This window comes from Paenibacillus rhizophilus (assembly GCF_003854965.1).
GTDB lineage: Bacteria > Bacillota > Bacilli > Paenibacillales > Paenibacillaceae > Paenibacillus_AQ > Paenibacillus_AQ rhizophilus.
In genome coordinates, this window is sequence record NZ_RQPI01000024.1 from 35,051 (window position 1) to 42,974 (window position 7,924).

The 7,924-nt window shown below is 58.2% G+C and carries 4 protein-coding genes; 2 read left to right on the forward strand and 2 right to left on the reverse strand.

Translation table 11 applies throughout. The annotated features are described in order from the left end of the window. The first annotated feature begins 113 nt into the window (after positions 1-113). Both EH198_RS23350 and EH198_RS23355 read left to right on the forward strand, forming a co-directional pair. Positions 114-6,365: a GH32 C-terminal domain-containing protein gene (locus EH198_RS23350; RefSeq protein WP_148091531.1), complete on the forward strand. Its 6,252-nt coding sequence runs from the start codon at positions 114-116 to the stop codon at positions 6,363-6,365. A gap of 190 nt (positions 6,366-6,555) precedes the next feature. Further along, positions 6,556-7,113: an SLOG family protein gene (locus EH198_RS23355; protein ID WP_124697896.1), complete on the forward strand. Its 558-nt coding sequence runs from the start codon at positions 6,556-6,558 to the stop codon at positions 7,111-7,113. Between the two features lie 82 nt (positions 7,114-7,195). Here EH198_RS23355 and EH198_RS23360 read toward each other — a convergent pair whose 3' ends face one another. Together EH198_RS23360 and EH198_RS24930 are read right to left on the reverse strand one after the other, a co-directional pair. Continuing rightward, the gene (locus tag EH198_RS23360) at positions 7,196-7,642 is read right to left on the reverse strand and encodes a DUF2269 family protein (protein WP_124697897.1); all 447 of its coding nucleotides are present in this window, start codon (positions 7,640-7,642) and stop codon (positions 7,196-7,198) included. Between the two features lie 16 nt (positions 7,643-7,658). Further along, positions 7,659-7,924: hypothetical protein (locus EH198_RS24930; protein WP_221621563.1), on the reverse strand; the 266-nt coding region annotated here is incomplete at its 5' end.

The window sequence follows — 7,924 nt, forward strand, 5'->3', positions numbered from 1 at the left end:
AGGGAAGAAATCGAATACCTTAAGCAAGACAGAATGAACTAGAGGAAAAAGCGGCCTGAAACTTGGGTCGCTTTTCTTCAGCAGTAATGGACAGCGCTTACATGATATCAAGAATGGGAGTGAATGCGTTGGGAAGAGGCAAGAAGCATCGGGGGAGAGTCTGGTTAAACGCGTGGGTTGCCGTACTGCTGCTGGGAACGGTTATATTCCCGGGTTCATATTCGGTGGCGTCGGCGGCGTCGGTAGCAGACGTTACGTATGGTGAAAGCATTCCTGAGAACGCTTCAATTAATAGTGTGAACAGTAATTTAAGCGGCTGGACGGCGAAGGACAAAGGAAATATTGAGGAGACGGCCGATGGGCTGAAGCTGTCCTCGGCGGAGAACGGCTTCGCGCTGTCCGCGGAGCAGGGAGAAAGCTTCAGTTATGAAACGGACGTAACGCTGCTGCAGGACAGCGGCGTGGTGTCGCTCGTCTTCCGCTCGAACGACAGCGGCTGGGGCTCGTACATGGCGCAGCTTGATCCGGGTGCGGACATCCTGAAGCTGAAGGATGCGAGCGGCGACCGGGTGCTGAAGACGGAAAGCGTGCCGCTGGAAGCCGGACAGATGTACCACCTCAAGGTGACGGCGGAGGGCGCGTCGCTTAAGGTATACTGGAACGGCGGAAGCGAGCCGCTGCTTCAGGTGAGCGATTCCGCCTATACCGGCGGATACTTCGGCATGCATGTCTGGAACAGCGCGGCGGTGTTCCAGAATATTTATATGCAGCCCATCAACACGGAGACGAAGCCGGGAACGTTGAACAGCAACTTGAGCGGCTGGGCGGCGAAGGACCAAGGGAATATCGAGGAGACGGCGGACGGGCTAAGGCTGTCCTCGGCGGAGAACGGCTTCGCGCTGTCCGCGGAGCAGGGAGAGAGCTTCCGCTATGAAGCGGACGTAACGCTGCTCCAGGGCGGCGGCGTAGTGTCGCTTGTCTTCCGCTCGGACGACAGCGGTTGGGGCTCGTACATGGTGCAGCTTGATCCGGGCGCAGACATCATCAAGCTGAAGGACGCGGACGGCGACCGGGTGTTGAAGACGGAAAGCGTGCCGCTGGAAGCCGGACAGACATATCACCTCAAGGTGACGGCGGACGGCGCGTCGCTAAAGGTGTACTGGAACGGCGGAAGCGACCCGCTGCTTGAAGCGGAGGATGCCGCCCACACCGGGGGGTATTTCGGCATGCATGTCTGGAACAGCGCGGCGGTATTCCAGAATATTTATGCGGGCCCGCTCGGCGAACCGCAGCCGATAGAGATGTCCGGCGTCAGCAGCAATCTGACGGGCTGGACGCAGCGGGGGATTGGAACCGCTTCCTCAGGTCCCGAAGGCCTTCAACTGTCGGCATCGGGAGCGGTTACGGTCATGTCGGACACCTACGCCCAGGATTTCACTTATGAAAGCGACATCATGCTAAAGTCAGCGGATTCGGCAGGCTCCTTGCTGCTGCGTTCGGATAAAGAAGGGCGCAATGCCCTGCTCGTTCAGGTGGACGGCAAAGCCGGAAAAATCCGGCTGGCCGATGCGGGCAGCGTACAGTCGGACCGCCTTTGGATCGAGAAGAGCATCGCGGTCCTTCCCGATGTCAGCTACCATGTAAAGGTCAAAGCGGAAGGAAACCGAATCAAAGTCTACTGGAACGGCAAATACGATCCCATAATCAGCGCCGAAACGGAGCTTTATTCCGTCAATAAGGGACTGGGTCTTCGCGGGGCGGGAACGGCGGTGTTTCAGAATATTGAAGTGAGCGATCTGCTTACGAATATAGAAGGTCTGTCGAACGCGGACGGGTTATGGATGAAGGATCTTCAGGGCCTTAAAGGAACGGCGCAGGGAGCACAGTGGTCCCTGCATCTCTCCGAAACGCAGGCGAAGGATTTCGTTCTGGAGGGCGACGTTACCATCGCCCAAGATACTCCTTCCGCCGAAGCGGCGCTGCTGTTCCGGGCAAGCGCGAACGGTTCGGAGGGTTACTTGCTTAAATTGAACGCGAAAGACGGCACGGTTAAGCTGATCAAGTCCGGACCGGATGGACAGCAGGAGCTGGCCTCGACTTCGGATATTCCGCTGGCCGCCGGGAAGAAACACCATGTTGAAATTCATGCGGCGGGATCGAAAATCTCGGCATATGTGGACGGCTACGCCGGAGCGGCCGCCACCCTGGAGGACGCAAGCTATGCTTCCGGTCTGACCGGCCTTGCCGTAAAAGGCGGAAGCGCCTATTTTCAAAATGTCTATCTGACACCTTCGGGCGGGTATTACAGCGAAAGCTACCGTCCGGCATATCATTACACGCCTGCGCGCGGCTCGGCAAGCGATCCGAACGGGCTGGTTTATTTTGAAGGGGAATATCATCTCTTTCATCAGGACCGGGGACAGTGGGCCCATGCGGTCAGCACCGATCTGGTTCACTGGCAGCGTCTGCCGCTTGCGCTGAAATGGAATGACATGGGCCATATCTGGTCCGGATCGGCGATTGCCGACGAGACGAACGCCTCGGGGCTGTTCGACGACTCCGGGGGCAAAGGCCTTATTGCCTACTACACTTCTTTTAATCCTGACAAGACCGGAGGCAACCAGAAAATCGGACTGGCTTACAGCAAGGATAAAGGGCGCACCTGGCAGTATTACGGGGACGGTGCGATTATCCAAAATCCGGGCTATGTAAGCGCCAATGAACCGGGAGGCTGGGATTTCCGCGACCCGAAGGTCGTGCGCGATGAAGCGAATGGCCGCTGGGTAATGGTCGTTTCCGGCGGCGATCACATCCGATTCTACACCTCGGAGAATCTGATCGACTGGACGCTAACCGACACCTTCGGCTACGGCAGTTACATCAGGGGCGGAGTATGGGAATGCCCAGATTTGTTCCCTCTGCCGGTGGACGGCGACGCCTTGAACCAGAAATGGGTGCTGATGCTCAGCACGGGCGCCAATCCGAAGACGAACGGTTCGGATGCCGAGTATTTTATCGGCGATTTGACCCCCGAGGGCAAGTTCGTCAACGGCAGCCCGGCAGGAACCGTTCTCAGAACCGATTTCGGCAAGGAGATGTATGCGTCGACTTCCTTCGCCAACGCGCCGAACGGACGCCGGATCATGCTGGCCTGGATGACCAATTGGGATTATCCGTTCAGCTTCCCGACCTCGCCGTGGAAAGGAGAGCTGACAGTGCCGCGCGAATTGTCGCTGAAGACGACAGCGGACGGCATACGTCTGGCGCAGGCTCCGATTGCGGAGCTTGAGACCCTGCGGGGTGCGCCATTCTCGGTTACCGACACGTCCGTCTCTGAGGATACGGACAATATTCTGGCTTCGTCCTTCGGCAATGCTTATGAAATCGAAGCCGAGCTTGAACTGCCTCAGAGCGGAGCCGCTTCGGAATTCGGGTTCTTATTGCGCGAAGGCGGCGACCAGCGGACTGCTGTCGGTTACCGCGCCGGGGACAGTACGCTGTTCGTTGACCGTTCCGCTTCCGGCCGGACCGATTTCTCATCCAAGTTCTCCACCCTGCATGAGGCCCATGTGCCGACGGTGAACTCCACGCTGAAGCTGCGTATTCTGGTGGACCAATCCTCAATCGAGGTATTTGCGGCAGATGGAACGGCGGTATTCTCCGATGTGATCTTCCCGGGTGCGGCGCGCAGCGGCATGAGCTTTTACGCTGAGGGCGGAATAGTGCAGGTGAAGTCCATGAAGGTTTATCCGCTTAAAAATATTTGGAACGGCGAGTTTCAGCCGGACGAATCAGCCGGCCGGATCATTCTGGACAGCAGCGTGCTGGAGTTGGGCTCAGGGGAATCCAAGGAGGTCTACGCCAATGTGCTGCCGCATGAGTCCGCGCGGGAGTTAGTATGGACCTCCAGCGACGAATCGGTCGTTAAGGCCGAGCCATCCGGTTCCGGCAGCGCTGTGCTGAAGGCTGTGGCGCCGGGGACGGCGGCCGTTACTGTACAGACGTCAGACGGAAGCTTGTCCGCCGTCATTCAAGTGACCGTGGGAACGTTCAATACGACTCTGAAAAACTGGAAGCCGAATTCCAGCTGGGCGGTTACATCTGAGGGCATCCGGGGCACCTTTGACAGCGACTCCAACTATATGTCGGGGGATCGGGCGGCGGATTTCACCTATGAAGCCGACGTCATGCTCCCGAGCACCGGCGGAGCCGGATCGATTCTGTTCCGGTCGAACGCTGACGGTACGAGCGCTTACTATTTCAACCTTGATCCCAATTTGAAGGCGGCGCGGCTGTTCTATATGGCCGACGGCCAGTTCCAAGACCGGCAGGTGCTGGCGAAAGTGCCAATGGCTCTGACCACGGGAGTGAAGCATCATGCCAAAATCACAGCCGTGGGCACGCGGATCACAATCGATCTGGACGGACGACAAATTATTGATGTGGATGACGATACCTACCGTCAGGGCGCGTTCGGCGTGAATGTATTCGGAGGGGATGCCTATTACCAGAACGTCAATGTAACCGGGGCAACGGCGGCTGATGATTCGGTCTATCGTTTCATAAATGAGGGGACGGGAGCGGCGCTTGCCGCCGACAGCCCAAATTCCCTGGCCATGCTTAGAGCGGTGCCTGAACAGGAATCGGTCAATCAATACTGGAGCTATTACCCGATCAAAAATAACGCCTACACGATCCGGACAGGGGGAAGCGGCAAATCGCTCGACTGGGATACGGGGGCGAACAAGGTTCAATTGTACGCCTATCTCGGCTATGACAATCAGCGCTGGCTGGTGAACGGGAACTCGGACGGGACGCTGACGATCCTGTCCAAGTTCCAGCCGGGCAAGGCGCTGGAAGCCCGGGAGGATGGAACGGTCGCGCTTGGCGACGCGGATGGTTCCGATCGGCAAAAATGGCGCGCCGTGAAGATGGAGACCGGCGGCGGAGAGCCTGAGCCGCTGCCATCGGCAGCACCGTCGGCAGCGCCATCAGCAGCACCGTCGGCGGCGCCATCGGCAGCGCCATCAGCCGAGCCGTCAGCGTCGTCTGCCGAGCCGACACCGGCGCCCGAGCCGACGCCTGCTCCGGTGTCGACGCCCACAGCGTCTCCGCACCCGGAGGACGTGACGGGAACCGTCAATCAGGCTTCGGCAGCTTTCTTTACCGCTGCCAAGACGGAGCAGGGAAGCGGTTCAGCGCTGGCGATCAAGCTTGACGGCGGCGCGCTGAAACAGCTGGCCGGCGACAAGGCGGCCGATCTTCAGATCAAGGTCGGCGTGAAGGAAGACGTTGTGATAACCGGCTTATCGGCCGCCGAGTGGAACGGGCTGTTTCAAGGAGGAAGCCGTCTCACCGTCAGCACGCCGGAGCTTACCCTGCCGTTGACTTCGCTTTCGATTGGCGATGCCATCGCAGGTCTGGGCGGCAATGTGAAGGCGGAGGACATCGGAGTGCGTCTGTCCATTGAGCGGAGCGCGGCGGCGTCCGATGCGGAGAAGACAGCCGCAGGTCAGGGATATCGTCTGCTGGCCGATCCGCTGGCGGTCAAGCTGACGCTTAGTTACAAGGACAAGAGTGTGTCCGCGCCTTTAAAAGCGCCGGCGGAACTGCTCATTCCGGTTCCGTCAGAGCAGGCGGGAACGCAGGGCGGGATTGCCGCGGTTTCGGTTCAGGATGGAGGAAAGCTGTTTGCGGTACCGGCTGCGCTTAAGACGGTGGATAACACACGGTATGCCGTCATCCACGAGGCTGCCGGTTACCGGACGTATGCGCTGCTGAGCGGCAGGACGTCCTTCTCCGACACCCCGGGCCACTGGGTTCAGGACATCGCCTCAGACCTGGCGGACCGCCTGATGCTCGCGGGCGACGGCAGCGGCCAGTTTGCGCCGGATCGCAAGGTTACGCGTTCGGAATTGGCGACGCTCTCCGTCCGAAGCCTCGGGCTCATGGGCGGAGAGATTTCATCCCCCGCCTTCAGTGATGTGCCTGCCTCTTCCTGGGCCTACGGACCGGCGGAGCTTGCGCATCAGTATGGTCTTGTCACCGGCTATCCCGGCGGCGTCTTTGACGGCGGCGGTGAGGTGAGCAGGGAACAGGCTATGGTGATCGTTTACAATGCCATCTCCCTCATCAAGGGAGGACATCCGCCGGCGTCCCCCGTGAAGACAGCGGGCAGCCTGTCTGCTTACCGGGACCATAGCGAGTTGTCTCCATGGGCCTCGGCTGCCGCTGCATATCTTATTGACAGCGGCATTGTTCAGGGAGACGGTACCCGCGACCTCAGACCGAAGGATACGCTGACAAGAGCGGAAGCGGCTGCCTTGATTCACCGTATGCTTCAGGCAAATGGCTGGATCGACTAATCGGCTAAACATAGCATCAAGCGCGAAGCGGAGCATGTCCGCAGGGTTCACGAAACCTTGCGGGCACTCCGCTTTTTTTTGCGGAAAAGGAGAAGTTCGACAGGAGGGCTCCTTGCGCGCCGCCGGCGGGCAGAGTCCGGGAACGGCTGGTATAATGGAAAGACCGACTGAAAGAGGAAAGAGGCATGACATGAAAACACTGCTCGTTACCGGCTACCGGGCGCATGAGCTTGGAATTTATGACAATAAACATCCCGGCATCCCCTATATCAAAAAGGCGCTCGCCAACCGTATGCTGCCGCTGCTGGAAGAGGGTTTGGAATGGATCATCACCCCCGGCCAGTACGGCGTAGACCTGTGGGCGTGCGAAACCGCGCTTGAGCTTAAAGGCAGCTATCCCGCCCTGAAGCTGGGCATCATCACGGCCCATGCCGCCCCGGAGGAAAGGTGGAAGGAAGAGAGGCAGGATGAATTTCGCCGGATTGCGGCGGCGGCCGATTACTACGGGGCGGTCAGCAACCGTCCTTATGAAGGAAGCTGGCAGTTCCAGGCGAGGGATGAGCTGCTGATGCGCAAAAGCGACGGGCTGCTGCTGGTGTACGATGCGGATGCGGCGGAAGGAAGTCCAAAGTATATCAAAGAAAAAGCAGTGAAGCTGCAGGAAGAGACGGGGTACACGCTGCTGACGATTTCAATGGACGACATCCAGAGCATGGCGGATGAGGAAAATCAATCGTCATACGACTGAATCCCGCCCGGCGCTCTCCCGGTACTCCTCGAAGTCAACAACAAAGGAGCCGCCGAGGCAGCTCCAGAATCACTTGATTCAGTCAGAAAGGCTTGAATACCATGAGCAGAATAAGGAGAAACGCGGCCACATGGGTGACGCGTTCCCACTTGGCCGAAAGCTTCGCCAGCTGCTTATACGATTCCGGCAGGATCTCCCCTTTCTGAGCGTTGACAATTTTCAGCTGCTTGTTCATCTGCTTCGGAAGAATCCCCGCAACGATTACCTGAACAGCCAAGTAGATAGCGATGGAGGCGATAAACCAGCCTGCTTTGAACAAGGAGGGTTCCATGATCGCCATTGCAATGCCCGTCAGGAGCAGCAGAATGCTGCCGACCTTCGGGAGGATTTCCAGCCTGTGCAGCATCGACAAGACGAATTTGGCCTGACTGACCGTTTTGGCGCTTTTGGCGATAAGCGGGGAAGCAAATGCGGCCCCCAGCCCCATAACGGCGGCTGTAATGTGGATAAACAACACATAAATATACATTTCATTCTCCCCTCCATTAACGGATGGAAATGTTATTCTGCTCGTTATCATATGATAAAAAGCTAGGATATTTGTCACTCATCCCGGGGTTTTGGTAATATTTTTCAACAAAAAGAGAGGGAGGCGCAGGCCCATACGGGCCCGACGCTCCCTCTTTCGTGCGCCCAGCATGGGCGCTATCTTTAGGGTTGAAGTCCCGAATGGCGAAGGCAGTAGTAGCCATTAGCTTAAGACAAGGGTGTCTACCGCGAGGTGGAATCTGAAGGAAGTCGGCGGCAAATC

What these genes read in the sequence shown, in the direction of transcription:
- EH198_RS23350 (WP_148091531.1), top strand. Translation starts at nt 114, where the DNA reads ATGGGAGTGAATGCGTTGGGAAGAGGCAAGAAGCATCGGGGGAGAGTC.
- EH198_RS23355 (WP_124697896.1), top strand. Translation starts at nt 6,556, where the DNA reads ATGAAAACACTGCTCGTTACCGGCTACCGGGCGCATGAGCTTGGAATT.
- EH198_RS23360 (WP_124697897.1), bottom strand. Translation starts at nt 7,642, where the DNA reads ATGTATATTTATGTGTTGTTTATCCACATTACAGCCGCCGTTATGGGG.